Source organism: Streptomyces sp. NPDC059788, assembly GCF_042732265.1.
Lineage (GTDB): Bacteria > Actinomycetota > Actinomycetes > Streptomycetales > Streptomycetaceae > Streptomyces.
Map to the genome: position 1 here is coordinate 205,811 of NZ_JBHWHY010000002.1, position 24,811 is coordinate 230,621.

A 24,811-nucleotide genomic window follows, 5' to 3' on the forward strand; every position below is an offset into this window, starting at 1 on the left:
GTGTTGGGGGGTACGGGCATGGCCGTACGGAGAACGGTGAGCAGGTCGCTGGTGGCGGTGCTGGCGGGTTCGGCGCTGGTCCTGGGCGGGTCGGTGGCCGCGGAGGCGGGGGACGGCGGACAGGCCGCGACGGCGGGCGGGAGCACGGTCCGGGGCGCGCCGCGGCACGGAAAGGTGGTGACTTTGCCGGCCGTCGGCATGGAGACCGGCACTTTCAAGGCCGTCGTCCCGAACCCGTACCGGCCCGACCCCACCGCGTACTTCGGCCCGCACAAGTGCAACCTCTACGTCAAGGACTACTGGCCGACCCCCGGCTGCGGCGGCTTCTCCTTCTACACCGAGCTCCGCGGCGTACGGGACCAGCCCGCCTTCCAGCAGGGCGTGGAGGAGAGCGGCTGGTTCTCCGCCACGGCCGACGTGACGCGCACGTACGGCTGTACGGGGCAGGACGGTGTCTTCGACCCGGCCACCGCCTTCGACGTGACGTCGGCGGGGGAGCGGCTCGGCGCGGTCTACCGGGAGGCGGACTGGAGCTTCCTGCTCGGCCACTACCGCGGCACGTCCTCCGGTGACTTCGGCCCGCAGTTCTTCGCGAACTTCAAGCCCGTCGAGGTCACCTGCGCGGCCGGCACCACACCGACGCAGCACGCCCTGAAGGTCGCCGGTCTGAAGGTGAGCTTCGACCACGAGTCGAAGATCCTCGGCAGCCACCGGACGTGGCGCTTCGGGACGTTCGAGGTCGGCAGCGGGAACAGCTAGCCGCTCCGCCGCCCCGCGGTCAGCCGTCCCGCCGATCGCCGACCTCCCGCACCCGGTAGACGGGCACCGACACCGCCGGATCGTCCAGGCAGGTGCCCGTCTCCAGGTCGAAGCGCTGCTTGAGGAGGGGGGAGGCGACGAACGGGCGGCCGTCCGCCGAGCCGGTCAGGCCGCGGGACAGGACGTACGCGCCGGTGAACGGGTCGCGGTTGCCGATGGCGTACGGGCGTCCCGCGCGGTCCACGAACAGGGCCACCTGCCCGCCGTCCGGGAGGAGGGCGGCGACGCCCCGGCCGGGAACGAGGGCGGAGGGAGCGCAGACCGGGAACCAGGTGCTGTTCTCCTGCTGTCCTTCGGGGATTTCTACGGCGAGTGTCGTGGGGCTCATCGGGCGGCGGTCCCTTCCAGGGGGCGGGCGTCGGAAGCGGTACGCGAGGTGCCGGCGGTGCGGCCGGCGGTGCGTACGGGAAGCGTGGGGCCTGCCAGCAGCCGCAGGTCCGGCTTGATCTGGTCGCGCTCCGGGACGAAGCGGACGGCCGGGTCCGGGGTGTCCGGCGCGTTGACGAAGGAGACGAACCGGGCGAGGCGCGCGGGGTCGGCGAGGGTGTCGGCCCACTCGTCCCGGTAGGCCGTCACATGCGCGGCCATCAGGGCCTCCAGCTCGTCGCACAGGCCCAGCGAGTCGTGCACGACCACGTCCCGTACGTGGTCGAGGCCGCCCTCGATGCGCTCCAGCCAGGCGGAGGTGCGCTCCAGGCGGTCGGCGGTGCGGATGTAGAACATCAGGAAGCGGTCGATGAGCCGGACGAGTTCGGCGTCGGAGAGATCCTGGGCGAGCAGATCGGCGTGGCGCGGGTCGGCACCGCCGTTGCCGCCGACGTACAGGTTCCAGCCGTTGGAGGTGGCGATGACGCCGAAGTCCTTGCCGCGCGCCTCGGCGCACTCGCGCGCGCATCCGGAGACGGCCGACTTGAGCTTGTGCGGGGAGCGCAGCCCCCGGTAGCGCAGCTCCAGGTCGATGGCCATCCGTACGGAGTCCTGCACGCCGTAGCGGCACCAGGTCTGCCCCACGCACGACTTCACGGTGCGCAGCGCCTTCCCGTACGCGTGCCCGGACTCGAACCCGGCGTCCACCAGCCGGGCCCAGATGCGCGGGAGCTGGTCGACGCGGGCGCCGAACAGATCGATGCGCTGGCCGCCGGTGATCTTCGTGTAGAGGCCGAAGTCGCGGGCCACCTCGCCGATGACGATCAGCTTCTCCGGGGTGATCTCGCCGCCGGGGACACGGGGCACGACCGAGTACGAGCCGTTGCGCTGGAGGTTGGCGAGGAAGTGGTCGTTGGTGTCCTGGAGGGCGGACTGCTCGCCGTCCAGGACGTAGCCGTCGGCGCCGACCGTCGGGGCGAGGCCGGCGATGATCGAGGCCACCGCCGGCTTGCAGGTCTCGCAGCCGTCGCCGCCGCGCGCCGCCTCCCGGCCGTGGCCGTCCAGCAGCTCGGCGTACGAGGTGAGGCGGCGGGTGCGGACGATCTCGTACAGCTCGGCGCGGGTGTGCGGGAAGCAGCCGCACAGGCCCTGGTCGACGGCCACGCCGCCGGCCGTCAGCTCGTCGTTGACGAGGGTGGTCAGCGCCTTGACGCAGCTGCCGCAGCCGGTGCCCGCCTTGGTGCACTTCTTCACCTCGGGCACGGTGGTGCAGGAGTGCTCGGAAACCGCGGCGCGGATGGTGCCCTTGGTGACGTTGTGGCAGTTGCAGATCACCGCGTCGTCGGGGAGGGCGCCGGGGCCGAGGGCGGCCGGTGCGCCGGTGCCCGCCGGCAGGACGAGCTGTTCGGGGGCGACCGGCGGCACGGTGCCGGTGAGCGGGCGCAGCAGGCCGTACGACTCGGCGTCGCCGACCAGGACGCCGCCGAGCAGCTCGCCGTCCGCGCCGATGACCAGCTTCTTGTAGACGCCGGAACGGGAGTCGGCGTAGACGACGTCGAGGCAGCCGGGGGCGGCGCCGTGCGCGTCGCCGAAGGAGGCGACGTCCACGCCGAGGAGCTTGAGCTTGGTGGAGGTGTCGGCGCCGGTGAAGGCGGCGGCCCCCTGGTCCCCGGCGATGGTGGCCGCCGCCGTCGCCGCCATCTCGTAACCGGGCGCCACCAGGCCGTACACCCGCCCGTCGGCGGCCAGCGCGCATTCGCCGATCGCGTACACGGCCGGGTCCCCGGTGCGGCACCGCTCGTCCACGACGATGCCGCCGCGCTCGCCCACCGCCAGCCCGCAGTCGCGGGCGAGCTGATCGCGCGGGCGCACCCCGGCCGAGAAGACCACCAGGTCGGTGTCGACGCGCGAGCCGTCCGACAGCTCCATGGCCCGCACCGCGCCGTCCCCGCCCGCGACGATCTCCTTGCCGCCGACGCCCGTGTGGACGTGCAGGCCCATCTCCTCGACGGTCCGGCGCAGCGCGCTGCCGCCGCCCTCGTCCACCTGGACCGCCATCAGCCGCGGCTGGAACTCGACGATGTGGGTGCGCAGTCCGAGCCCCTTGAGGGCGCCGGCCGCCTCCAGGCCGAGCAGGCCGCCGCCGACGACGGTGCCGGTGCGGCAGTTCTTCGCGTACTCCTCGATGGCGAGCAGGTCCTCGACGGTCCGGTAGACGAAACAGCCGGTGCTGTCCGCGCCCGGCACCGGCGGCACGAACGGGTACGAGCCGGTGGCCAGGACGAGCGTGTCGTACGGGACGGTCAGCCCGGAGCGGGCGGTGACGGTGCGCGCCTCGCGGTCGACGGCGGTGGCCGGGTCGCCGAGGTGCAGCTCGATGCCGTGGCGGGCCATGAACCCGGCGTCGGCCAGCGCCAGGTCGTCCGGGGTGCGGCCGGAGAAGTACGAGGTGAGCTGGACCCGGTCGTAGGCGGGGCGGGGCTCCTCGCACAGCACGACCACCCGGGTGCGCGCGGTCGTACCGCGGTCGGCGAGGGCTTCGAGGAACCGCTGGCCGACCATGCCGTGGCCGACGAGCACGAGGGTGGGAACGGCGGTAGCAGCCATGGTCAGGAGCCTCCGTCGGTGCGGGAAGGGGTGGCGGAATCGGTGGTGAGGAGGTGCAGGAGGGGGGCCGTCGGCGGCAGCGGGTCGTCGGCCTCCCAGGTACGGGCGAGGGTGCCGACGGCACCGAGATCGCCGAGCAGGATGCCGCCGACCAGGCGGTCACCGCGGACGATGACCTTGCGGTAGGCGCTGCGGGTGGCGTCGGAGAGGTGGACCACGTCGTCGCCGGGGCCGGGGGAGGGGGCGCCGAAGGCGGCGAGGTCCAGGGGGGCGGAGTCCGCGCCGGGGACCGGGCCGGTGAGGGTGAGGCGGGTGAGGGCGCGGGTGCCGCGGTAGCGGGCGGCGGCCTGCGCCCCCAGAATCCTCGCCAGCAGGTCGGCCTGTTCGAGGGCGGCGCCGGCCAGGCCGTACACCAGCCCGTCGTGCTGCGCGCAGTCACCGATCGCGTGGATACGGGGATCGGCCGTCCGCAGCTGGTCGTCGACGACGATGCCGCGGCCGACCGGCAGCCCGGCCGCCCGCGCGAGGCCGACGCGCGGGCGCACCCCGCAGGCCAGGACGACCAGGTCGGCGTCGGGCACGTAACCGTCCGCGAGTTCCACGGCCCGTACGCGGCCGTCCGCCACGCGCAGGCCGCGTACCCGGCACTCCGTATGGACCTCCACCCCCAGCGCTTCGAGGTGCGAGCGGAGCAGGGCCGCGGCTCCGGCGTCCAGCTGACGTTCCATCAGGTGCTCGCCCTGCTGGGCCAGCAGGACCGGGACGCCGCGCTCGGCCAGCGCGCGGGCCGCCGACACGCCGAGCAGCCCGCCGCCGATCACCACGGCGCGTGCGCCGGGGCGGGCGGCGGCAGCGGCGAGCGCCGTACAGTCGTCCAGCGTGCGGAACGGATGGACGCCGTGCGGCAGCTCGTCCTCGCCGGGCGGGAAGAGGCCGCGCAGCGGCGGGAGCACGGGGTTGGAGCCGGTCGCGAGGACCAGCCGGTCGTACGGGACGGCCCGCCCGTCGTCGCACAGCACCGCGCGGTCCTTCCGGTCGATACGGACCGCCCGCACCCCGCCCAGCCACCGCACCGTGTCGTGCGGGGCCGGCAGGGCGATGACCTCGCGCGCGTAGCGGCCGGCCAGTACCTCCGCGAGGAGGACGCGGTTGTACGGCGCGTGCGGCTCCTCACCGAGGACGGTGAGCGCCGAGCCGCCGGCGGCGGTGGCGGCGGCCGGGCCGAGGCGCGTCGCGAGCCGGGCGGCGGCCATTCCGCCGCCGATCACCACCACACGCTGTTGCGAGGTCATGTCCGCAAGCGTGCGGTGCGGCTGTTACCCGTCCGCATCTGCGCTGTTTCCCGTGGGGAACGCTGCCCTCAGCGCGGGGGAGGGCGGGGTGTGAGGGCCGCAGCGGCGGGGGCCCGGGGGGCCGGGGCGTGGAGAGCGAGAGCCGAACACCGCCCGGACGCCGCCGTCATCGACATCCGGCTGCCACCCGGCCATACGGACGAGGGCCTGCGCGCGGCCGTCGCCATCCGCCGGGAACGGCCCGGCACCGGCGTACTGATCTTCTCCCAGTACGTGGAGACCAGATACGCGGCGCAGCTGCTGGGCGACGGGGCGGCGGGCGTCGGCTACCTGCTCAAGGAACGCGTGGTGGACATCGCCGAGTTCGTGGACGCGCTGCGTCGCGTCGCGGCGGGCGGCACCGCGCTCGACCCGGAGGTCGTCACCCAGTTCTTCGGCGCCGGCCGCCGCGCCGCCGCCCTGGGCACCCTCACCCCACGCGAACGCGAAGTCCTCTCCCACATGGCCCAGGGCCGCACGAACCAGGCCATCGCCGCCTCCTTCGTGGTCACCGAACGCGCCGTCGAGAAACACATCGCCCACATCTTCGCCAAACTCGACCTTCCCCCGTCCGAAACCGATCACCGCCGGGTGCTGGCGGTGCTGCGGTATCTGGAGGCGGTGGGGTAGGGCGGACCAGGCCGTTCCTCCGGTGGGGTAGGGCGGACCAGGCCGTTCCGCTCAGATCAACGGATCGCTGGTCCGGGTGTGCGCCGCTGACCGACGCCGAGGGGGCTCGGATCGAGCCGCTGCTGCCGCACCGGTGTCCGGCTCGGCAGCGTCGGCTCGGTCCGCGGCCCCCGGGCGCCGGCCGACGCCGCCCGCTGTCCGGCAAATCGATGATGCGACGGAATCGGACCTGGGCCGCTTACTCCGGGTCCACCGCCAGGTCCCGGGATTTGGCAGGCGTCTGTTTGCTGTCCGACGTCTTTGGCGGCCACTCGTACGGCGGCAGCCTTCGGTGCAGGGGGCGCCCGGTCCCCTCGTGCTTACCCTCGAACGAGTCGGCCCGGATCGTGCCGAAGGTGACCGCACTGTCCCGCATCACGTCCACCCCCTCCTCGCGGAAGGTGATCCATCCCGCGCCGGGCATAGGCCCGGACACCCAGGGGGTGACGACACTGCGGACGTTGGTCTCGCCCGCCACGATGGTGCCCCTGTGGCCTTCGGGATCGGTGATCTTCACACCTGTGTCGGTGAAGGCAAGGCGGCTCTTCGTACCGTTGCGGCCCTCGACCCACTGTGCGGTCACTTCGTTCAGGTCCGCCTTGTCGGCCGAGAGGGCGCCCCACGCCTGGCCCCCGTCCTTGCGGATGTCGACCCCCGCCTGGGGGAATCCGATCCAGCCCTTGCCCCCGTCGCGGTCGCCGACCCACGTGGTGTTGACGCCGGTGGCGTTGACGGTACCGAGGTCCCGGTCCGGGCCGTGGTGGACGGTGATGCCGGTGTCGGGGAAGTCGACCCAGCCGGAGCCGGGGGACCGCCCCTTGACCTTGGCGGCCTTCACGTCGTTGACGTCGGCGGTCCCGCCCGTGACCGTCCCCGGGACACCGTTGCGGTCGTCGACGCTCACGCCGTCCCCGCGGAAGGTGATCCGGCCCCGGTCTCTCGTCCCTTCGACCCACGGGGCCCGCGCCCCGCTTTCGAACTCCGGGATGACCGCGTGGACCGTGGTGGTGAGGTAGTACCCCGGCCACACTGTCCCGTTGCTGCCCGTCTTCCCGGCTATGAGGGTGTAGGTGGTGCCCCGCGACAAGGGGCGGGTGGGTATGTGCTGGTGGGGCCCGTACGGGGCCGGGGGGCTCTGCGCCGGCGGGCTGACGGGTTCCGAGGACCCGTCCGGGTAGCCGATCCAGTAGTCGAGGTGGTTCGGCCCGTCCCAGCGCAGGACGACGCCTTGGCCTGCGCCCACCAGGGAGCGGTCCGCGCGGAAGTTCTGCGGGATCTGCGGCGTCTGCTTCACCAGCGCGAGGTTGGTGACCGAGGGCCAAGGGGCCGGCGGCTTGCCCAGGTCGCCGCCCCAGGCCAGCTCGTTGATCGCGATGAGGACCAGCCCCGCCTTGTCGGAGACCGGGATGTTCTCCAGTTTCAGGACGAAGGACTCCTGTGCGGGCAGCGTCATCTGTCCTCGCGAGGGAGCCGCGGCCCGGAAGCGGTTGTCCTTGAAGTAGGTGAAGTTCGGTGACTCCTGACCGGGGTCCGGTGTGTAGGGTTTGGCGACGGTCGCCTTGATCGCCTTGATGTCGTTCGTCAGGTCGCCGCTGTCGGTACCGTGCGGTACCAGGACATCGATGTGCCGCCATGTCACATCGGAGAGATGTGTGTTGGAGACGACCACGTACAGCGTCCCCATGGACGGCGCCCCGGGGAACGAGGCTTGAAGTGATGTCGGATCCGTAAGGATTTCGTAGTGCAGCACGGAGGGCACGGGTAAGGACCCCCTACCTTTTCTTTCACACGATGCGGGCAGAAGAAGCGCAGTGGAGAAGGGGTGTTGCCGGGTGCCGTTCACATCTTTCCAGGCCACGCGCCCCGACCCGGAGCAGGTGGCGACAGGTTCCTCGACAGTAAGCACCCTCACCTGACCGGGCACCGTGATCCTCCGGCACTGGCCCGAACTGCACCCCAGCCTGACCCGAACACGCCACAGGAATCCGCCGACCCCTGACCCGAGCCAGAACCTGACGAAGCACTACTACGGCGTGGTGGCGTCCGGCGGGGGCGACAGCTTCCACAGTTGCCCCAGCGGCCGCAGGCCCAGCCGGGCGGCGACGTTCTGGGAGGAGTGGTTGGCGGCGGTGGTGCTGTAGAAGAGGTGGCGGCCGGTGGGGGCCAGCAGGCGGGACCAGGCGGCGGTGGTCGTGGCGGCGTGCCCCCGGCCGCGGTGCCCGGGGCGGGTCCAGGTGCCGGCCTCGGCGCCGTGCCCGGTCCAGCAGGGGGTGTGGCAGATCGAGACGACGTGGGCGGGGCGTCCCGTGTGCGGGGGCGGGGCGGCGGGGTCCAGGGCCATGGCCCACGGGCCGAGTTCGCCGTCCAGCAGGTCGTGCCATTCGTCCGTACCCCAGTTGCCGGGGTTGGCGTCGCGCAGTGCGGTGATCGCGGCCGGGTCCTCGGCGTCGGACCGGACGACGGGGGCGGTCGGGGCGAACCGGATGCGGCCGGGGAGGACGAGGTAGCTCGGGTCCGAGGTGATGTGTACGGGGCCGAGGGCCGCCTCCAGGAGGTGCCGGAGGCGGGGGAGGGCTGGGGGCGGTGTCCCCGGTAACACCGGGGACGGGGCCAGGGGGACGGGCTGTGGCGTGACGGCCGCCAGCAGGCCGGCGGCGAGCGCGTCCGGCAGGTGGCCGGCCGCGGCCGGAACCTGGTGCCGTCCATCGGCCGATACGGCGACCACCGCGTGGTGCGGCCCGCTGAAGCGGCCTCTCGCGTCCGTACGCCAGTTGACCTCGATCTGGGTCCTGAGCAGCTCCGCGACGTGTGGCGGACCGGCGCCCGTCACCGGGCCGCCCCCGGCGTGGGCGCGGTCGCCAGCAGGCGGGTGAGCGCGCGGCGGGTGCGGTCCTGGGCCATGGGGTCGGCGAAGAGCTGGATGGCCTGGTTGAGGCCCGTGTAGAGGCCGATCAGTTCGAAGACGAGCTGGTCGGGGTCGGTGTCCGCGGGCAGCTCGCCCGCGTCGACGGCGTACCGGATCTCGTTGGCCAGGCGGCGGCGCCAGAGCGTGGAGCGGCGTACCACGGCGTCCCGGATGGGGCCCCCGCGCGCGTCGAACTCGACGGCCGCGGTGGTGAAGAAGCAGCCGCCGGGGAAGGCGCCGTGCTCGCGCTCAAGGTAGGTGATCCAGTACTCGCAGATGGCGCGGAGCCGGGCCAGGCCCGGAGCCGTATGCGCGGCGGGTTCCCACACCGCCCTGGAGAAGATCGCGGACGCGCCGTCCAGGGAGGCGAGCTGGAGCGCCTCCTTCGTGCCGAAGTGCCCGAGGACACCGGCCTTGCTCATGCCCAGGTCGGTGGCGAGGCGGCCGATGGTCAGCCCGTCCAGCCCTTCGACCGAGGCGATCGCGATGCTGCGGTCGATGATCCGCTCGCGGGTCCTGCGGGACTCGGCGACGGACTTGCGTGGGCTCATACCGCCATCGTAGCCAGCGTGGTCACTCCGGCCCCGCGATTAGCTTCCGACCGATCGGTTGCTATATTTCCGGCCGGTGCGGCCGGCACCGCCGTGGCAGGCGCACCGGCCGTGCCGTGCCGTCCGCGACCCGAGGAGAGAACGTGCCGGGAACCCGTATCGCCGCGCTGGGCCACCACCAGCCGTCGCGCGTCCTGACCAACGACGACCTGGCGGGCATGGTCGACACCAGCGACGAGTGGATCCGGCGGCGCACCGGCATCGCCACCCGCCGGATCGCCGACGACGAGTCCGTCGCCGACCTGGCCACCGCCGCGGCCGCCAAGGCCCTGGCCGCGTCCGGGCTGGAACCCGGCGACATCGGCCTGGTCACCGTGGCGACCTGCTCGGCGATCGACCGCTGCCCGTCCACCGCCGCCCAGGTCGCGGCGGCGCTCGGCATCCCGTCGGCCGTCGCGTACGACCTGAACAACGGCTGCGCCGGCTTCTGCACCGCGCTCGCCTGCGCCGACCACGCGGTCCGCGCGGGCGCCGCCCGGCACGCCCTGGTCATCGGCGCCGAGAAGATGTCGGACGTCACGGACTGGACCGACCGCAGTACGTGTGTGCTGCTCGGCGACGGCGCGGGCGCCGCCGTGGTGAGCCCCGCGGAGTCCGCGCACATCGGGCCCGTCGTCTGGGGCTCCGACCCCACCCGCTCCCAGGCGGTGCGCCTGGTGGGCGACTGGCACCCGCGCTTCGCGCAGGAGGGGCAGACGGTGTTCCGCTGGGTCACCACCGAACTCGCCCCGCTGGCCAGGGAGGCCTGCGACCGGGCCGGTGTCGCCCTCGCGGACCTCGCCGGTGTCGTCACCCACCAGGCCAACCTGCGCATCATCGAGGCGGTGGTCCAGCAGCTCGGCCTGCCCGAGCACGTGGTGATCGCCCGGGACGTGGTCGAGTCGGGCAACACCTCCGCCGCCTCCGTCCCCCTCGCCCTGTCCAAGATGGTCGAACGCCGCGACCTGCCGTCCGGCGGGCCCGTACTGCTGCTGAGCTTCGGTGGCGGGCTGTCGTTCGCCGGGCAGGTGGTGGACTGCCCGTAGGGGCGGCAGGCCCGGCCCGGTCGGAGCCGGGGCCGGGCCCGCACCCGCGTCAGCCCGTACGCGTACCCGTATCGGTGCCCGCGCCTGTGCCCGTCACCTTCGCCGGGCACAGCCGCCGCGGCTGCTCGTCGCCGCGCAGCTTCGCGTCCACGCAGCCGCCGGGGAGACCGGCGTACGGCGTGCGGCCGAAGTTGGCGGTGACGGTGAGCCTGCCGCCGCCGAACTCCGTCCGCTGGACCAGGTTGTCGCCGGTCAGCCGGCGGAACGAGGTCAGCTTCTCGGTGCCCGCCGCCTTGTGCAGGGGTGCGAAGTACTTCTGGAGGGCGGCCAGTTCCGGGCCGGTCTTCTTGAGGGACGGGCCGTCGAGCACGTAGTTCAGCGGAATGTTGTAGAGCATCGCGAGCAGCGCGCGGTCGGTCTTCTGCGCGGGCAGCTTGCCGTACGACAGTTCCCAGCGTTCGGCGTTGACGAGCGAGCTGTGCAGCGCGGTCTCGTACAGCGGCACCCGGTAGGCCGGGTCGTACATCGCCTTGGCGAGGTCGGCGGGCAGCCGTACCGGCTTGAAGAACGCGCCGGGGGCCTTCTCGGGGTAGTAGCCGCCCCAGTTCTTCCGGTCGCGCTGGAGCTTCCACAGCCCGTCGGCGACCGGCGTGGCCGCCCCGTGGTCGAAGGCGATCTCCTTGTTGGCCCAGGACTGCGCGCTCTCCGAGCCCAGCACGAGCTTCTTGTCCTGGGCGAGGCGCCGCATCCGGGCCAGCCGGTTGTCGCGGTCGCCTGCCTTGGTCATCGGGTGGCCGGCGCTGTGGTCGCGGAACAGCTCGCCGGTCGCGTCGACGTCGAGGAAGTAGCTGTCGGCGCCGTTGGCGGTCATGGCGCGGGTGCGGTCGGCGAGGTAGTGGTGCTCCGGCTCGGCCTGTTCGAAGGCGCGCGAGCTGAGGTAGCAGCCGCGGTTGCCGAATCCGGTCGCCGGCTTGCCCCGGGCGTCCTCGACGCAGAAGTCCGGGTAGACCGTGCCGGGCCACACGGAGGTGGGGGAGTCGGCGGTCTTCGGGTCCTGGCCGTTGGCGAACGTGTCGTACGGGCCCACGAGGTAGCCCGCCTTCTTGGCGGCCTTGACGGCGGCGGCGTCCATCGGGCCGGGCCCGGAGTCGTAGCCGAGCCACATCCGGTCCACGCCCAGCTTCCGCAGTTCCTCGACGCCCGCGGCCTTGCGCGCGTCGCCCCATACATAGGCGTGGAAGGCGCCGAGCAGCCTGCCGTTGGCCGGGTTCGCACGGATCTTGTCGCGGAGGCTGCCGAGCTGCCCGTTCTCGGCGAGCCAGGAGCGGTAGTCGGCGCCGGGTGCGACGGGGTTGCCGTCGGTGAGGGCGAAGGTGACGGTGTAGTCGCGGGTGCCGTCGCCGCCGTTGAAGTCGTGGGTGGTGGAGGTGCGCAGCTGCCCGCCGTCGGAGCGGAACTTCAGCGAGGTGCCGAGGTCGGTGGGGGTGAGGTAGCTGACGCCGTGTCCCTTGCCGAGCGTGTGGCCCCACAGGGGCAGTTCGAGCTGGCCGAGGTCGATCGCGTCGCCGGTGAGCCCGCCCTTCGCGGAGTTCCAGAACGTGTCGCGTACGGGGATGTCCAGGCCCTCGCCGCGCGGCAGCTGCACGGACGACACGGACCGGTCGGTGCCGGTGACCGGCCAGGTGACGGAGCCGTCGCGGTCCGCCTTCATACTGACCCGCAGCCGCCCGTGGTCGGCGCGGGCGGTCACGGTCAGCCCCCGGTCCGGATAGCTCCAGCGGGCGCCGCCGCCGGTGCGTTCGACGGGTCCCGGCTTGCCGAGTCCGGTGCCGGACGGGGCGGAAAGGACCAGGTCCCTGCCCTCGGCGGTGCGGGCGTGCACGGCGAGGGTGCCGGTGTCGACGGTGGCCGTACCGCCCCGTACGGGAAGGGTGACGTGCCGCCCTGCGACGGTTCCGGCCACGGCCTGGCTGCTGCATCCGGAGGCGCCGACGGTGACCGTGGCGGTCAGGGCGAGGGAGACGGCGAGCGCGCGCGTGCCGGTGCGGGTACGGGTGCGGGGGCGGTCGCCGCTTGGGGCGATCTTGGAATCCATGGACACGTGGATAGTGAGCGGGCTTAAGAACTCTCTAAGAACCCCCGGCGTGGCACGGGTGACCGCTCCTTCCGAGGCATGGGGTGATATGCCGCTTTCCTCCTGCCATGACGTACATGGCATACACCTTGGCCACGTAACCGGATGCAGGCGAGTTACCGTGATCCGGTGACAAAGCGAATATCGGTGCGATTGGCGGCTCTTGTGGCGGCCGTGTCCGCTCTCGTCGGCGGCTGCGGAGCCCGGCAGGCGGAGCAGCGGCCGGCCGTCGCCGGGTCCCCGGCGGCCCTCTCGCCGCAGTGCACGGTGCCGGCCGTCATCGGACATCGCGGCACCCCGGCCGACGAGAACACGCTGCGGGGGTTCGAGGACGCCGTCGCCGCCGGCGCCTCCGGTTTCGAACTGGACGTGCACTGGACCCGCGACAACGTGCCGGTCCTCTCCCACGACCCGACGGTCGACCGCACCACCGGCGGACACGGCGAGATCGCCGCCATGACGGCCGCCCAGGTGCGCGGGCTGCGCACCGACCGGGGCGAGCCGGTGCCCACCCTCGCCGAGGCGCTGAAGTACGCCGCTGCCCACCGGCTCACCGCGATGGTCGAGCTGAAGCCGACGCCGACACCCGCGCAGGTGCGGTCGCTGCTCACCCTGGTCCGTGCCGCCGGCGCGGGCCGGTACGTGATCGTGCACTCCTTCAACAGGGCCGCGGTGGACGCCGTGCGGCACCGGGCGCCCGAGCTGCGGACCGGACTCACCCACGACCTGACCGCCATCAGCGGCGCCGAGGCGGCCAGGCACGGTACGGAGCTGAACGTCTCCCGGTTCCTGGTCACCCCGCAGCGGGTGCGCCAGTGGCACGCGGCAGGGCTGCGCGTCTACGCCTGGACGGCGAACTGGCCCCCGGCGTGGGAGAAGTTGCGGGCCGCCGGGGTCGATGTGGTGCTCACCGACCGGGTGGGGCCCTATCGCGAGTGGGCCCGGAAGGTGTGCGGTCCCGGCGCCGGTTCGGCTCCGGGCGCGCTGCCTGTCGAAGACGTGGACCGGGAGGGCGCGCCCCGGGCGCGAGTGGAGCCGTGAGCTGCGGCAGGTTCCCGGGCCGGAGTCCGCGGCGCGGGGCCGGACGGCCGGCTGCCGCGCCCGCGGGTGTTGTCGGATCACCGAGTGGGGGATTAGGTTAGCCTTACCTAAGTCGAGGTCGCGGCGCATCGCGTACGGCCCGGCCGAAGTCGTCTGTGCCCGCGCCGATGCGCCGGGCGGGAAAGCGGGTTGTCGATGGGAGCGTCGATGAAGACATCGGTGGGCACGTCGACGGGCGCGGCAGGGGGAACCCTGCCGGGCGGTCCGGCGGGTACGGCGACGGGGGCGGCAGAGGGGACGGTGCCGGGCGCACCCTCCGGCGGACCGGTGGGAGCGGAGGCGGCGGAAGCCGTGCCCGCCGGCCCGCCGCGTGCGTCGCGTCCGGCACCGGCCGACATCGTGGACAGCCCGCGGATCGTCGCGCTGGCCGCCTCCGTTGCGGGCGGACGCGACGCCGCCGTACGGGAGTTCTGGGCCGAGACCGAGGCGCAGGGCACTCCGCTCGTCGAGCCGATCCCGTGGGACCCCGAGCACCGGGCCGTCACCTTCCTGTGGCGCGGCACGGAGCCGACCCGGCGGGTCCTGCTCCTGGTCAACCGCTTGGTGGACCGCGCCCACCTCGCGGGCAGCCTGATGCGCCGCATCCACGGCACCGACGTCTGGCACCTCACCTACCGGCTCCCCGCCGACTACCGCGGCGCGTACCTCGTCGCGCCCGACACGGGCAGCGGCGGCAGCCGTCGGCGCACCGCGCCCGCACCCGGGCCCGCGTCGGCGTTCACGCCCGAGCGCACGCCCGCGTCCGCGCCCGCACCCGGGCCCCTGTCCGCCCCGGACGCCGTACCCGCGGACGACTTCCAGGCCCGGCTGCTCCCGCTGCTCGCCGCCGCGGGGCCGGACCCGCTCAACCCCCGCGTCCTCCCGTCCCGTTGGCGCGGCGCGGGCGGATCGGTCTTCGAACTGCCGGACGCCCCCGCGCAGCCGTGGCAGCCGTGGCAGCCGTGGGTGTCACGGGTGTCACGGGTGCGCGCCGCCGGACCGGCCGGGAACGGCGCCCGGGGCGTGGTGGAACGGCACCGGCTGACCAGCGCCGCCCTCGCCGCGCGGCGGGACGTCTGGACGTACGTACCGCCGGGGCCGCTCCCGGACGGCGGGGCCGACACCCTGGTGCTGCTGGACGGCGACATGTGGTTCGGGCGCCTCGGCGTGCAGGACCTCTTCGACCGGCTGATCGCGGACGGCGTGCTGCCGCCCCTCGTGGTGCTCGCCCCGGACGCCGTGGACAACGCCACCCGCGCCCGCGAGTTCGGCGGCCGGCAGGCGTACGCGAACTTCCTCGCCGCCGAGCTGCTGCCCTGGGCGGCCGGGCGGCTGCCGGTGACGTTCGACCCGTCGCGCACGGTCGTCGCGGGCGAGGCCCTGGGCGGGCTCACCGCGCTGTACGCCGGGTGCGCGGCGCCGCGCCGGTTCGGCAAGGTGCTGGCCCAGTCGCCCTCCCTGTGGTGGCGGCCGGAAGGCGCGGGACCCGTGAACGGAACCGACGCCCCGGAGCGCGCCTCCTGGCTGGCGGCGGAGTACGCCAAGGGCGCCCGCCGCGAGCTGCGGACACACCTGCGCGTCGGCCGGTACGAGGGGGACATGCGCAAACGGTCCCGGGAACTGCGCGACACCCTGCGCGCCCTGGGGCATCCCGTCACGTACACGGAGTACAACGGCGGTCATGACCACGCCTGCTGGGCGGGCGGCCTGGCGGAGGGGCTGGCCGACCTGCTGGGGCGCCCGGACCGGGTGCCCGGTGCCGACGCCGGAGGATCGGGGTGCGCCTGATGTCCGCCATGCCGCGCCGTGCGTACTACGTCCTCAAGTGCCGCGCGTACCGGGCCGTCCTGCGGATGTCCCGGGTCCGTACGGCCGGGCCCGCGGCGCCGACGGCCGCGGAGCACCGCCCGGAGCGCCCCAAACGGCCCGGCACGGCGGCCCGTCCGGAACGGTTCGGCACGGAGCGTCCGGAAGGGCTCGGCACGGACCGCTCCCGGCGGCCCGGCGCGAGCCGCCCCCAACAGCCCGGCGCCGACCGCCCGCCGCGCTTCCCCACGGACCGCCCCCAGCGGTCCGCACCAGACCGTCCTCACCGGCGTACCAAGGCCCTCGCCGGGTGACGGACGCGGCGCCCCGCCCCACCAGTGCCGGGGCGGGGCGCCCTTGGAACGGACGGGCGGTGGGCGGCAGTCACGGGCCGCCTCCCGCCTGTCCCTCCGGTGACGTGCACTCGTCCCGCCCATCCCTTCTGTGACTCCCACCACGACAGCCACACCGGCCTCGTCCGGCTCCCTAAGATCGGCCGGTGCCCGCTGACATAAGCCTGACGACGACCCTGCTGCTGTGCCTGGCCGCCCTCGCGGCGGGCTGGATCGACGCCGTCGTGGGCGGCGGCGGACTGCTGCTCCTGCCGGCGCTGCTGGTCGGCCTGCCGCACACACCCGCCGCGTACGTCCTGGGGACCAACAAGTCCACGGCCGTCGTCGGCACCGCCGCCGCGGCCTACACCTACGTACGCAAAGCACCCATCGACCTGCGGAACGCCCTGCGCATCGGCCTGACCGCGCTCGGCGGCTCGCTGGGCGGCGCGTTCTTCGCGGCGGGCATCAACAGCGAGGTGCTGCGCCCGCTCATCATGACCGTCCTGGTGGGCGTCCTGGCGTTCGTCCTCCTCCGCCCGGCCTTCGGCACCGCCCCGCCGCCCTCGGGGCCCGTCACCCGGCGGCGCGTCCTGGCCGCGGTCCTCGTCGCCGGGCTGGGCATCGGCTTCTACGACGGCCTGATCGGCCCCGGCACCGGCGCCTTCCTGGTCGTCGCGCTCGCCGCGATCCTCCACATGGACCTGGTGACGTCCTCGGCCACCGCCAAGGTCGTCAACGTGTGCACCAACATCGGCGCGCTGGCCATGTTCGCCTACCAGGGCACGGTGCTGTGGCAACTGGGCGCGCTGCTGGCGGTGTTCAACTTCGTCGGCGGTACGGTTGGCGCGCGCATGGCCCTCAAGCAGGGGGCCGGGTTCGTGCGCGGGGTGCTCGTCGTGGTCGTCGTGTCGCTGCTGTGCAAGCTGGCCTTCGACCAGTGGGTGGCCTGAGAGGCGGGGCCGCCGGCCCCGCCTCCCCGGCCGGCGGGCCGGAATCCGGAGCCGGCCCGCACGTCACGTCACGTCAGTTCATGGTCTTCGTCGCGGTGACGGCGGTCAGCAGGACGGCGGAGTCCTGCAGCGCCTTCAGACCGTGCCGCTCGTGGGGAATCGGCGTGACCTGCCCGGCGATCAGGTCCCGCTCGTCGGCGGTCCCGGTCAGCCGCACCCGGCCGTGCAGCACCTGGAGGCTGGCGGCCGGCGGCGTGTTGTGCTCGTCCAGGGCGGCGCCCTCGATGAGCGCGATCACGGTCTGCCGGAGCGGGCCGTCCTGGAGGAAGAGATGGGCACTGCGCCCGTGCGCGGAGGCCCTGGCGTCGTCGAGCTGGCGGCGGGCGAGCGAGCTGAGGTCGTCCATGACGCGGCCTTTCGATCGGGACCGCGGCGCCGGGACCGGCACCGGTGGCGGTACTGGTACCCGTACGGGCTCCGGTAACCGCACGGGCGCCGGTCCTGGTCCATCCTGACGGGTGGCCGGGCGGCTGCCGAATGGCCGGTGCGCGCCGGATGTTCCGTGGCCGGGAGCCGGATGATCACGGAGGTCCGTACGATGCGGAGGGACCTGATCACCGACCAGTGCCCGAAGGGGGCGTTCGCATGCGAGGCGAACCGGCGGAACACGGCAGGGGGACGGCGGCCGCGGACGGTGCGGACGACGGCCCGGCCGGCTTCCTGACCGTCATGACCACGACCGACAGCGCCGAGAAGGCGGAGGCGCTGGCGCGCGGCGCGGTCGAGGCGCGGGTGGCGGCGTGCGCGCAGATCAGCGCGCCCGTGACGTCCGTGTACCGGTGGGAGCGGGCGATCGAGACGGCCCAGGAGTGGCAGGTGCTGTTCAAGACCACCGCCGCCCGGTACGAGGCGCTGGAGGCGTATCTCCTCGGGGCGCACGACTACGACACGCCGGAGATCATCGCCACGCCCGTCACACGGGGCGGGGCCGGTTACCTGGCGTGGGTCGCGGAGGAGACGAGCTGACATGGGACGGCGATCCGAGAAGAGAAGATCCGGGGCACCGGGGGCCGGGGCACAGCCGTCCGAGGCCCAGGATTCCGGGGCCCGGCCGTCCGGGGCCCAGGAGCCCGGAACCCGGCCCTCCGGGGCGCGGCACGGCCGCGGGCGCCGGGGCAACTGGCCGGTCCGCGGCCGGGTGGGCCTCGTGGGCGCCGGGCTCGCCCTGGGCCTGCTGGTGGCGCCCGCGAGCGGGGCGACCGCCGACGACGATGACGGCGCGAGCGGCTGGACGAGCGAGGCGGCGGCGCAGTACTGGACGGCCGGGCGGATGGCGTCGGCGACGCCGTCCGGCGCGGGCACCGCGAAGGCCGCGGGGCCGTCGGCCGCGCGCTCCACGGCCGCTGCCGCCGGTTCCGCCCAGCACTTCGACGGCGTGCCCTCCGTGGGTGTGCTCTTCTCCGTGGACAAGGACGCGCGGGCCCACCACTGCACCGCCAGCGTCGTCCGCAGCCCGCGCCGCAATCTGATCCTCACGGCCGGGCACTGCAATCCGGGGTCACGTGCGGCTTTTGTCCCGCAGTATCGTTCCGGCGCTGCCACCCAGCCGTACGGAGTGTGGGCCATCACCCGCGGCTTCACCGACCCCGGGCGCACCGACACCGGTCCGGGCTCGGACCTGGACTTCGCGTTCGCGACGGTCGAACCGGACGACGAGGGGCGCCCGCTGGAGTCGGTCACCGGCGGCAACATCCTGACGCGCACCCCCGGTTACGCCACCGACGTCACCGTCATCGGCTACCCGTCCGTCCGCAACGACCCGGCCGACCAGGCCATACGGTGCGCGGTGCGGACCACCCGGCTCACCGGGCAGCGGCAGCTGCGCATGGAGTGCGGCGGTTTCTACGGCGGCACCTCGGGCAGCCCGTGGCTGAGCCGCTTCGACGAGCGGACGAAGACCGGATACGTGGTCGGCAACATCGGCGGCCTCAACGGCGGCGGCCCATCCGGCCCCGACAGCGACCGGACCTCCTACAGCCCGTTCTACGGCCCGGAGGTGTTCCGCCTGTACGCCCGCGCCGTCGCGGGCTGACGGTCACGGCCACGACTGACGGCCACATCTGACGGCCACGGCCACGGCCACGGCCACGTCCGACGGCGGCGGCCCACGCGCCCGTACCCGCGCTCCGTGCCCCCGCGGCCCTGCGGCTACCGCAGGGCCGCCGCCACCCCGTCCTCCCGCGGCCCGAGGAACCGCGGATCGGGCCGTACGGCTGCCTCGGCCGCCGCCTTCACCGCCGCGAACACCTCGCGGGTCCCGCCGTAGTACCAGGTGACGTCGTGCCGGTCGTCGACACCGACCCCGTACGCGTCGACGCCGGCCGCGCCGCACAGCGCCAGCGCGCGCCGGATGTGGAAGCCCTGGCTGACCAGGACGGCCCGGTCCACGCCGAAGACCCGGCGGGCGCGCGTGCACGAGTCCCATGTGTCGAAGCCCGCGAAATCGCCGACGATCCGGTTCGCCGGGACGCCGTGCGCGACCAGATACGTCCGCATGGCGTCCGGTTCGTCGTAGTCCTCGCGGCTGTTGTCGCCGGTGACGAGGACCGCGCGGACCGTGCCCCGGTCGTACAGGCGGGCGGCGGCGTCCAGCCGGTGTGCCAGGTAAGGGGACGGCTCGCCGTCCCACAGCCCCGCGCCGAAGACGACGGCGACCGGCGCCGCCGGGACGTCCTCGACCGTACGCACCCGGGAGCCCGCGGCGGCGTTCGTCCACGTCGCGGGCAGCAGCGCCAGCACACTGGCCAGCACGGCGACCTGGAAGGCCCGCCGCTGCCCGCGCCGCGTCCTGGGCAGCCGGGCCCGGCCCGCCACGCGTCCCGCCAACCGCCGTATCCGCATCCGTATCCGCATCCCACGTGCCACCGCGAAAGCCCCCGTTCGTTCCGTAACCGCTCGTTCCGTAAGCGCCGTGAGCAGCGACGCTCCGCGGCCTGGCATGGTTGCGCCAAGGGCCGGGCGGAGCGGCCGCCCGCGCCCGTCACGAAGGAGCCGCCCGGATGACCACCGAGCCCGAGCGCCTGCCGTTCTTCGTCTACGGCACGCTGCGCCCCGGCCGGGCCAACCACGCCCGATGCCTGCGCGGCCGGACGGCGGACGAGGAATCCGCGCTGGTCAGGGGCATGACGCTGTACGAGGGGCCCGGCTATCCGTACGCCGTGACGGGCCCCGCCGAAGCGGTCGTGCACGGCGATCTCATACGGCCGAGGGCGGACGCCTACGACGCCGTGCGCGCCGCCCTGGACCGGCTGGAGGGCCACGTCCCCGGCGCCCCCGGCAACCTCTACGAGCGGGTGGCGCGGCAGGCCGAGTGCGCGGACGGCCGGAGCGTACGGGCGTGGGTGTACGTGGCGGCCGAGCCGCTCGCCGGGCAACTGCGCGCGTCCGGCACGCCGGTCCCGGGCGGCGACTGGCCGCGCGGACGGACGGCGGACGGGGCGCACCGCGCGGACGCCCCGTCCGCCGGGCCGCCGTCGCCGCCCCGATAACCTGGACGACTTGCCCCGTACCGCACAGGACCCGGCAGACCCGACAGCCCCAGCAGCAGACAGGTGTGATCCCAGCGTGCCCCCCACCTCCCCGGACCCGGCCCCGGCGCAGAACGCGGCGAGCCCCTCGCCCTCCCCTCTCCCCAAGGCGGAACTGCACCTCCACATCGAGGGCACCCTGGAACCCGAGCTGGCCTTCGCCCTCGCCGAACGCAACGGCGTCACCCTCCCGTACGCCACCGAGGACGAGCTGCGCCGCGCCTACTCCTTCAGCGACCTCCAGTCCTTCCTGAACCTCTACTACGCGCTGATGGCGGTGCTGCGCACCGAGGAGGACTTCGCCGACCTCACCCACGCCTACCTCGCCCGTGCGCGGGCGCAGGGCGTCCGGCACGCGGAGATCTTCTTCGACCCGCAGGCGCACACCTCGCGCGGCGTGCCCGTCGGCACGGTCGTCGAGGGCCTGACCCGGGCCCTGGACACCGCCGAGGAGCGCTACGGCATCACCACCCGCCTGATCATGTGCTTCCTGCGCGACGAGAGCGCCGAGTCCGCGCTGGCCACCTTCGAGGCGGCCCGCCCGTACCTGGACCGGATCACCGCCGTCGGCCTGGACTCGGCGGAGGTCGGCCACCCGCCGTCGAAGTTCCGGGAGGTCTACGCGCTGGCGCGGGAGGCCGGGCTCAAGTGCGTGGCCCACGCGGGCGAGGAGGGCCCGCCGTCGTACGTGTGGGAGGCGCTGGACGTCCTCGGCGTGGACCGCGTCGACCACGGCGTGCGCTGCCTGGAGGACGAGCGGCTCGTCGCCCGCCTGGTCGCCGACCAGGTGCCGCTCACCGTCTGCCCGCTGTCCAACGTCCGCCTGCGCGTCATCGGCGACCTGGCCGACCACCCGCTGCCCGCGATGCTGGACGCGGGCCTGCTGGTCACCGTCAACTCGGACGACCCCGCCTACTTCGGCGGCTACGCCGACGACAACTTCACCGCCGTGCGCGACGCCCTGCGCCTGGACGAGGAGACCCTGCGCACCCTCGCCCGCAACTCCTTCCGCGCGTCCTTCCTGGACGAGGCCACCCGCGAGCGGTACCTCAAGGAGGTCGAGGCGCACGGACGGGGCTGAGCGGGGCCGCGGGGCGGGCGGCGGGGCGGCGGTGACCGGGGGCACCGCCCCGCCCCGCCGTTGACCTCAAGTGCGGTTGAGTTCCTAGGTTCTCCTCATCGGGCACGCAGCCCCCGCCGGGCACCGGGCCCGCGCGAAACGAGGAGGAAAACCACCATGGAGTACTCGCACCCCGACGCCGAACTCGCGGGCCAGCCCATCGGCTACTGGGCCTGGGCCGCACACACGGCGGCCGTCACGCACATCCGCGCCGGCCTGGCCCGCCACGGCCTCGGCCAGCCCCAGTGGTGGGTGCTGAACCAGCTGGCGGGCCACGCCGACGGCCGCGACCGGGCCGAGGTGACCGACATGCTCAAGGGCTACCTGGACGTCGGCGCCGAAGCCCTCGCCGCGGACATCGACGCCCTCCGCGACCGCGGCCTGCTCACCCTCGACGGCGGCCGTCTGCACATCACCGGCGAGGGGGCCGAGGTGCACGCCCGGTGCGCGGCCCTCCAGAAGGAGATGCGCGCGACGCTCCACGACGGCATCGGCGACGAGGAGTACGTCCGTACGCTCAAGGTGCTCCAGCGGATGATCCACAACGTCGGCGGGAAGATGTGGCACCACTGAGCGCCCATTACCCCCGGAGTAATCGACCGGCGCCCCCGCCCACGGCAAGGTCGGGCACACCGACGCAAGCCCCCGCCGGGACCGGTCCCGGCCGCAGCCACGAGGAGAGCGCCATGTCCGCCAACCCCACCGCCGCCACGGCGGGTTCCGCCACCACCGAGAACGCCGTCGCCGAGGCCACCCGGGCCGTCGTACAGGACTTCATCGCCGCCCGGATGGCCGGCGACACCGCACGGCTCGTCGAACTCTTCGCCGACCGGGTCGACTGGCTGCTCGCCGAGAACCCCGTCGTCCCGTGGATACGCCCGCGGTCCACCGGCGCCGAATGCGCGGCACAGGCGGCGGAGCTGGCGGAGCACACGGTGCCCGAGGACTCGCGCGCCTCCCTCGACGCCTTCCTCGTCGACGGCACGGACGCCGTCCTGACGGGGCACGTGTCGGGAACCGTACGGGCGACGGGCAAGACCTTCGAGGGCCCGTTCGCGCTGCGCCTCACCGTCGAGAACGGCCGGATCACCCGCCACCACCTCTACGAGAACAGCCTGTCGATCGCCGAGGCCTGCACCCCGTGAGGACGCGGGCGGCAGGGTCACGCCCGGCCGGAGCCGTCCGCCGCCCCCGCTTCCGCCGTCGCCTCCACCGGCTCCAGCCGTACCGCGCACACCTTGAACTCCGGCATTCCCGACGTCGGGTCCAGTGCCGGGTTCGTCAGGGTGTTGGCGCGGCCGCGGCCCGGCCAGTGGAAGGGCATGAAGACGGTGTCCGCGCGGATGTCCTCGCTGTAGCGCGCGGGGGCCACCGCGCGGCCACGGCGGGAGACCACCGCCACCGGGCGGCCGTCCCCGATGCCGTACCGCCGGGCGAGGCGGGGGTGGATCTCCACGTACGGGCCGGGGGCCGCGCTGTTCAGGCCGGGTATCCGGCGGGTCTGGGCGCCTGACTGGTACTGGGCCAGGACGCGGCCGGTGGTCAGTACGACGGGGTACTCCTCGTCCGGTTCCTCGGCCGCCGGACGGTGGGCGACCGGGGCGAAACGGGCCCGGCCGTCGGGGGTCGCGAAGCGGTCCAGGAAGAGGCGCGGCGTACCGGGGTGGTCCTCGTCCGCGCAGGGCCAGAAGACGCCGTCCTCGGCGGTGATCCGCCGGTAGGTGATGCCGGCGTAGTCGGCCGGGCCGCCGGACGAGGCGCGGCGCAGCTCGTCGAAGACCTCCTCCGGGTCGGCGGGGAAACCCTTCTCCCAGCCGAGCCCGGCGGCCAGCGCGTTGAGGACCTGGAGGTCGGTGCGGACGCCGGGCGGCGGGTCCAGGGCGCGGCGGCGCAGCAGCACCCGGCCCTCCAGGTTCGTCGTCGTGCCGGTCTCCTCCGCCCACTGGGCGACCGGCAGCACCACGTCCGCCAGCGCAGCCGTCTCCGACAGCACGACATCGGCCACCGCGAGGAAGTCCAGCGCCCGTATGCGCCGCTCCACGTGGGCGGCGCGGGGCGCGGAGACGACGGGGTTGGAGCCCATGAGGAGCAGGGCGCGCACATCGCGGCCCAACGCGTCCAGCAGTTCGTACGCGCTGCGGCCGGGGCCCGGAAGGGAGTCCGGGGGCACGCCCCACACGCCCGCCACATGCGCCCGCGCGGCCGGATCGGCCAGCTTGCGGTAGCCCGGCAACTGGTCGGCCTTCTGGCCGTGTTCGCGCCCGCCCTGCCCGTTGCCCTGGCCGGTCAGGCATCCGTAGCCGCAGTGTTCACGTCCCGCGCGGCCGGTCGCCAGGCACAGGTTGATCCACGCGCCGACCGTGTCGGTGCCCTTGGACTGCTGCTCGGGGCCGCGCGCCGTGAGCACCATGGAGGTGTCCGCGTCGCAGAACAGGCGCACCGCCGCACGGAGTTGGGGGACCGGTACGCCGGTGACGCGCTCGACCAGTTCCGGCCAGTGCGCCATCGCCGCGGCCCGCGCGGCCGGCCAGCCGCTGGTGCGCGCCGCGATGAACTCCTCGTCCGTACGGCCCTGCGCCACCACCAGGTGCAGCAGGCCGAGCGCCAGCGCCAGGTCGGTGCCGGGGCGCGGCGCCAGGTGCAGGTCCGCCTGTTCGGCGGTCCGGGTACGGCGCGGATCGACGACGATCAGCCGCCCGCCGTTGTCCTTCAGCTCCGTCACGTAGCGCAGCGCGGGCGGCATGGTCTCGGCCAGGTTGGAGCCGACGAGGACGACGCAGCCGGCGCGGGCGATGTCGGCCAGCGGGAAGGGCAGCCCCCGGTCCAGGCCGAAAGCCCGCTGGTGCGCGGCGGCGGCCGAGGACATGCAGAACCGGCCGTTGTAGTCGATCTGCGAGGTGCCGAGCACCACCCGCGCGAACTTGCCCAGCGCGTACGCCTTCTCGTTGGTCAGCCCGCCCCCGCCGAAGACGCCCACCGCGTCCCTGCCGTACACGGCACCGGTACGGGACAGCCCCGCGGCGACCCGGCCGAGCGCCGTGTCCCAGTCCGCCGGCACGAGACGGCCGGTCGCCGGATCGCGCACCAGGGGCTCGGTCAGCCGGGCCCCCGGCGCGAGCAGTTCGGCGGCGGTGCGGCCCTTGCCGCACAGAGCGCCCCGGTTGACGGGGAAGCCGGGGCGCTCCACGACCTCGGCCGGGGGAGCGGCGGCCCCCGGCGGGGTGCGGCGCAGGCCCATGCCGCACTGCAGGGAGCAGTACGGGCAGTGGGTGTCCACCTGCGCGTGCGCTTCCTGCGGCGGGGCCGCCGGGGCGGTGGCGGTGCGGGGGGTGGCGGCGTTCATACGGCCAGCCTGCGGCGCCCGTGTTTCCGCCGGTCCGGAGCGGCGTTACGGGCCGGGGAAGCCCGCCTCACCGTGCCGGTACCCGGCGGGTGAGGAGATTCGTGCCCGGCGATCGAGGAGCAC

Annotated in this window: 23 protein-coding genes; 13 read left to right on the top strand and 10 right to left on the bottom strand. The window is 74.1% G+C overall.

Annotation, left to right across the window (positions count from 1 at the left end; translation table 11 throughout):
- The first annotated feature begins 36 nt into the window (after window positions 1-36).
- Complete coding sequence (locus tag ACFV57_RS02785; RefSeq protein ID WP_385224945.1) at window positions 37-759, top strand: hypothetical protein; 723 nt, start codon at window positions 37-39, stop codon at window positions 757-759.
- Window positions 760-778: 19 nt separating this feature from the next.
- On the opposite strand, the gene nirD is transcribed toward ACFV57_RS02785, so the two are convergent.
- The 3 genes from nirD to ACFV57_RS02800 are packed head-to-tail and all read right to left on the bottom strand — an operon-like array spanning window position 779 to window position 5,084.
- Complete coding sequence (nirD, locus tag ACFV57_RS02790) at window positions 779-1,147, bottom strand: nitrite reductase small subunit NirD (RefSeq protein WP_385224947.1); 369 nt, start codon at window positions 1,145-1,147, stop codon at window positions 779-781.
- Window positions 1,144-3,792: a nitrite reductase large subunit NirB gene (gene nirB / locus ACFV57_RS02795; protein WP_385224949.1), complete on the bottom strand. Its 2,649-nt coding sequence runs from the start codon at window positions 3,790-3,792 to the stop codon at window positions 1,144-1,146. Before nirB ends, nirD begins: the two co-directional genes overlap by 4 nt.
- A gap of 2 nt (window positions 3,793-3,794) precedes the next feature.
- Window positions 3,795-5,084 (bottom strand): NAD(P)/FAD-dependent oxidoreductase, encoded by a 1,290-nt coding sequence (locus tag ACFV57_RS02800; protein WP_385224951.1) that lies wholly within the window; start codon window positions 5,082-5,084, stop codon window positions 3,795-3,797.
- 90 nt (window positions 5,085-5,174) lie between these two features.
- Between ACFV57_RS02800 and ACFV57_RS02805 the strand changes: the two genes are divergently transcribed.
- On the top strand, window positions 5,175-5,753 hold the full coding sequence (locus ACFV57_RS02805; RefSeq protein WP_385224953.1) for a LuxR C-terminal-related transcriptional regulator: 579 nt from the start codon (window positions 5,175-5,177) through the stop codon (window positions 5,751-5,753).
- A 238-nt stretch (window positions 5,754-5,991) separates the two neighbouring features.
- On the opposite strand, the gene ACFV57_RS02810 is transcribed toward ACFV57_RS02805, so the two are convergent.
- From ACFV57_RS02810 to ACFV57_RS02820, 3 genes are all read right to left on the bottom strand, one after another.
- Window positions 5,992-7,476, bottom strand: a complete 1,485-nt coding sequence (locus ACFV57_RS02810; RefSeq protein ID WP_385224955.1) for a hypothetical protein — start codon at window positions 7,474-7,476, stop codon at window positions 5,992-5,994.
- A gap of 342 nt (window positions 7,477-7,818) precedes the next feature.
- On the bottom strand, window positions 7,819-8,622 hold the full coding sequence (locus ACFV57_RS02815) for a GNAT family N-acetyltransferase (protein WP_385224957.1): 804 nt from the start codon (window positions 8,620-8,622) through the stop codon (window positions 7,819-7,821).
- On the bottom strand, window positions 8,619-9,248 hold the full coding sequence (locus ACFV57_RS02820; RefSeq protein WP_385224959.1) for a TetR/AcrR family transcriptional regulator: 630 nt from the start codon (window positions 9,246-9,248) through the stop codon (window positions 8,619-8,621). Before ACFV57_RS02820 ends, ACFV57_RS02815 begins: the two co-directional genes overlap by 4 nt.
- 143 nt (window positions 9,249-9,391) lie before the next feature.
- Here ACFV57_RS02820 and ACFV57_RS02825 point away from each other — a divergent pair, with 143 nt between their 5' ends.
- Window positions 9,392-10,333 (top strand): beta-ketoacyl-ACP synthase III, encoded by a 942-nt coding sequence (locus ACFV57_RS02825; protein WP_385224961.1) that lies wholly within the window; start codon window positions 9,392-9,394, stop codon window positions 10,331-10,333.
- Window positions 10,334-10,382: 49 nt separating this feature from the next.
- Here ACFV57_RS02825 and ACFV57_RS02830 read toward each other — a convergent pair whose 3' ends face one another.
- Complete coding sequence (locus ACFV57_RS02830) at window positions 10,383-12,428, bottom strand: glycoside hydrolase (RefSeq protein ID WP_385224963.1); 2,046 nt, start codon at window positions 12,426-12,428, stop codon at window positions 10,383-10,385.
- Between the two features lie 168 nt (window positions 12,429-12,596).
- On the opposite strand from ACFV57_RS02830, the gene ACFV57_RS02835 reads away from it, so the two are divergent.
- The 4 genes from ACFV57_RS02835 (at window position 12,597) to ACFV57_RS02850 (ending at window position 16,638) form a co-directional block, all read left to right on the top strand.
- On the top strand, window positions 12,597-13,508 hold the full coding sequence (locus ACFV57_RS02835; RefSeq protein WP_385224965.1) for a glycerophosphodiester phosphodiesterase: 912 nt from the start codon (window positions 12,597-12,599) through the stop codon (window positions 13,506-13,508).
- A gap of 207 nt (window positions 13,509-13,715) precedes the next feature.
- Window positions 13,716-15,335 carry an alpha/beta hydrolase-fold protein gene (locus ACFV57_RS02840; RefSeq protein WP_385224967.1) on the top strand — a complete coding sequence of 540 codons (1,620 nt, stop codon included), beginning with the start codon at window positions 13,716-13,718 and terminating at the stop codon, window positions 15,333-15,335.
- Complete coding sequence (locus tag ACFV57_RS02845) at window positions 15,335-15,667, top strand: hypothetical protein (protein WP_385224969.1); 333 nt, start codon at window positions 15,335-15,337, stop codon at window positions 15,665-15,667. Before ACFV57_RS02840 ends, ACFV57_RS02845 begins: the two co-directional genes overlap by 1 nt.
- Window positions 15,668-15,852: 185 nt before the next feature.
- Window positions 15,853-16,638 (top strand): sulfite exporter TauE/SafE family protein, encoded by a 786-nt coding sequence (locus ACFV57_RS02850; protein WP_385224971.1) that lies wholly within the window; start codon window positions 15,853-15,855, stop codon window positions 16,636-16,638.
- 73 nt (window positions 16,639-16,711) lie between these two features.
- On the opposite strand, the gene ACFV57_RS02855 is transcribed toward ACFV57_RS02850, so the two are convergent.
- Window positions 16,712-17,044, bottom strand: coding sequence for a cupin (locus ACFV57_RS02855; protein ID WP_385224973.1), 333 nt, complete (start codon window positions 17,042-17,044; stop codon window positions 16,712-16,714).
- A gap of 323 nt (window positions 17,045-17,367) precedes the next feature.
- Between ACFV57_RS02855 and cutA the strand changes: the two genes are divergently transcribed.
- Both cutA and ACFV57_RS02865 read left to right on the top strand, forming a co-directional pair.
- Entirely contained in the window at window positions 17,368-17,664 is a 297-nt protein-coding gene (gene cutA, locus ACFV57_RS02860; RefSeq protein ID WP_385225144.1) for a divalent-cation tolerance protein CutA, read from the top strand.
- A 1-nt stretch (window position 17,665) separates the two neighbouring features.
- Window positions 17,666-18,730 (top strand): trypsin-like serine peptidase, encoded by a 1,065-nt coding sequence (locus ACFV57_RS02865; protein WP_385224975.1) that lies wholly within the window; start codon window positions 17,666-17,668, stop codon window positions 18,728-18,730.
- Window positions 18,731-18,846: 116 nt separating this feature from the next.
- Here the strand turns inward: ACFV57_RS02865 and ACFV57_RS02870 are convergent, their stop codons facing one another.
- On the bottom strand, window positions 18,847-19,551 hold the full coding sequence (locus ACFV57_RS02870; RefSeq protein WP_385225146.1) for a vancomycin high temperature exclusion protein: 705 nt from the start codon (window positions 19,549-19,551) through the stop codon (window positions 18,847-18,849).
- 146 nt (window positions 19,552-19,697) lie between these two features.
- On the opposite strand from ACFV57_RS02870, the gene ACFV57_RS02875 reads away from it, so the two are divergent.
- The 4 genes from ACFV57_RS02875 (at window position 19,698) to ACFV57_RS02890 (ending at window position 22,490) form a co-directional block, all read left to right on the top strand.
- A complete protein-coding gene (locus tag ACFV57_RS02875) occupies window positions 19,698-20,186 on the top strand; it encodes a gamma-glutamylcyclotransferase family protein (RefSeq protein WP_385224977.1) in 489 nt (162 codons plus the stop codon).
- Between the two features lie 76 nt (window positions 20,187-20,262).
- Window positions 20,263-21,306, top strand: a complete 1,044-nt coding sequence (locus ACFV57_RS02880) for an adenosine deaminase (RefSeq protein WP_385224979.1) — start codon at window positions 20,263-20,265, stop codon at window positions 21,304-21,306.
- A gap of 156 nt (window positions 21,307-21,462) precedes the next feature.
- Window positions 21,463-21,918, top strand: coding sequence for a MarR family winged helix-turn-helix transcriptional regulator (locus tag ACFV57_RS02885; protein WP_385224981.1), 456 nt, complete (start codon window positions 21,463-21,465; stop codon window positions 21,916-21,918).
- Between the two features lie 113 nt (window positions 21,919-22,031).
- Window positions 22,032-22,490 (top strand): nuclear transport factor 2 family protein, encoded by a 459-nt coding sequence (locus ACFV57_RS02890; protein WP_385224983.1) that lies wholly within the window; start codon window positions 22,032-22,034, stop codon window positions 22,488-22,490.
- A gap of 17 nt (window positions 22,491-22,507) precedes the next feature.
- Here the strand turns inward: ACFV57_RS02890 and ACFV57_RS02895 are convergent, their stop codons facing one another.
- On the bottom strand, window positions 22,508-24,688 hold the full coding sequence (locus ACFV57_RS02895; protein ID WP_385224985.1) for a molybdopterin oxidoreductase family protein: 2,181 nt from the start codon (window positions 24,686-24,688) through the stop codon (window positions 22,508-22,510).
- Window positions 24,689-24,811: the final 123 nt, after the last annotated feature.